At 54.9% G+C, this 2,185-nt stretch carries 3 protein-coding genes; all 3 read left to right on the plus strand.

Annotated elements, in window-relative coordinates:
* Positions 1-10: 10 nt before the first annotated feature.
* Positions 11-865: a bifunctional methylenetetrahydrofolate dehydrogenase/methenyltetrahydrofolate cyclohydrolase FolD gene (folD, locus tag F8N49_RS27365; RefSeq protein ID WP_122698458.1), complete on the plus strand. Its 855-nt coding sequence runs from the start codon at positions 11-13 to the stop codon at positions 863-865.
* Between the two features lie 416 nt (positions 866-1,281).
* Positions 1,282-1,665 (plus strand): hypothetical protein, encoded by a 384-nt coding sequence (locus F8N49_RS27370; RefSeq protein ID WP_178117092.1) that lies wholly within the window; start codon positions 1,282-1,284, stop codon positions 1,663-1,665.
* A gap of 110 nt (positions 1,666-1,775) precedes the next feature.
* A partial coding sequence (locus F8N49_RS28145) for a hypothetical protein (protein ID WP_218574940.1) occupies positions 1,776-2,185 on the plus strand: 410 nt, incomplete at its 3' end.

The following is a 2,185-nucleotide window of genomic DNA, read 5'->3' on the forward strand; positions in this document are numbered from 1 at the left end:
ATCACGCGCAATGACTGCACAACTAATCGACGGCAAATCGATCGCCGCCAGCCTGCGCCAGCAGATCGCCCAACGAGTTGCCGAGCGTCGCCAGCAAGGCCTGCGCACCCCCGGCCTCGCGGTGATCCTGGTCGGCAGCGATCCTGCCTCTCAGGTTTATGTCTCGCACAAGCGTAAAGACTGTGAAGAGGTTGGCTTCCTCTCTCAAGCCTACGACCTGCCCTCCGACACCACTCAGGACGCCCTGACCGATCTGATCGATCGCCTTAATGACGACCCGGCCATCGACGGCGTGCTCCTGCAGTTGCCTCTGCCCGAACACCTCGACGCGTCCAAGCTGCTGGAACGCATCCGCCCGGACAAAGACGTCGACGGTTTCCATCCGTACAACGTCGGCCGCCTCGCGCAGCGTATTCCGCTGCTGCGCCCCTGCACCCCGAAAGGCATCATGACCTTGCTGGAAAGCACTGGTGCTGATCTTTACGGGATGGACGCGGTAGTCGTGGGCGCCTCGAATATCGTCGGTCGCCCGATGGCTATGGAGCTGCTGCTGGCCGGCTGCACCGTCACCGTGACTCACCGCTTCACCAAGGATCTGGCCGGTCACGTCGGCCGTGCTGATCTGGTGGTCGTCGCCGCCGGCAAACCGGGCCTGGTCAAGGGCGAGTGGATCAAGGAAGGCGCGATCGTGATCGACGTCGGCATCAACCGTCAGGAAGACGGCAAACTGGTCGGTGACGTTGTCTACGAAACCGCCCTGCCCCGCGCCGGCTGGATCACCCCGGTACCGGGCGGCGTTGGCCCGATGACCCGCGCCTGCCTGCTGGAAAACACGCTCTACGCCGCAGAAACCCTACACGTCTGATCGGAATTTTCCGCTGCGCCAGAACCCCGCCTTGTGCGGGGTTTTTCGTGCCTGAGAAAAAACTTCAACCGTTCGCCGGAAACCGCTCTTTTTACAGGCCTTTTCACAAGATTTTCAGGTCTTACAAACAACCATCGACAGTTCTTCAGCCATACTCCTAATATTATTTTTGGGTTTTGCTATGGGTTACAGAGTAGCGAGCCCCAATGTTTATTGGGGTCCACCTACTCTAAGACACCCGCCCATCGACTGCGAAACACACGCAGTGGTACAAAAATTGGTACAGGCTTTTTCCTTCCTCCGGCGTTCTGCCGACCGAACACCAATCAAAAATCCTACAGCTCGTCGCCTCACCCTCGCCCGCCGGCACAGCCTCGATTACTGTATATGCAAACAGTATTCAGTAAGGCGTGCCCGTGGACCCCCTCTATATAGAAGACACCGACGATTGGCTCGGCAACCCGACCCCGCTCGAAACCTGCCGACACCAGCTCAGGATGTACGAGAACGAATTTGAGGCTCTCACCCTCAAGCTCGAGCGCGCGCTTAAAAATATTCAGGGCCTGGTGCGTGACAACGATGCGCTCACGCTCGAGCGGAATTCCCTCAGGGCTGAGTTAACCGCAGCTAAGACTGCGGCGACCGAGGCTGACCGGCGAGCGAACGACATCACGATCAAAACCAACTGGGAGCTGATGGCGAAGGACAGGCACATCTCACATCTCGCTACAGAAATCAAAATTCTAAAAGGCGAAAACCCGTATGCGCCCGCATTTCCACCTGAGAGAGATAAAACCTAAGCGCGAAAGGAGCAGCATGCGCTTGCCATTGGCTTATAACCGACGTCGCGTATACACTAGCCGCAAGTTATCGCAATTACGAAATATTTTGATCAGAAAGGATACTGCCGATGCCCATGTTTGACACTGGCGGAACGGTAATCAGAAAAACCCGTCATAACGAACTTCCCGCAAGCATTAAACATTACGCCGCATACTTTGTTCTGCTTGCGTTTTGCACTCTTATGTTCGTGCCACTGATAAGTTCTCTATCCGTAATTGGCGGCGATTATAAGCTACACCTCCAATGGGCGGAAGAGATAGAAAAAAGCCATATTATAAACCTCCCACACCCCCTATATCACGTACTCGTCATACTAGCAAAATCCATACTCTCCATAAACTATGCAGAGTCATCAACAATAGTAGTCGTCGCATCTATCTTCTTTTTGGCAGTCTTAAACTATAGAATCCTTATTGCGAACGCCTCACCCTCTATCGCAACGATCCTTTCCCTGTCTCTATTAATCGTCACCCCTAT

The organism is Pseudomonas sp. GXM4, from assembly GCF_008923895.1.
Classification (GTDB): Bacteria; Pseudomonadota; Gammaproteobacteria; order Pseudomonadales; family Pseudomonadaceae; genus Aquipseudomonas; species Aquipseudomonas atacamensis.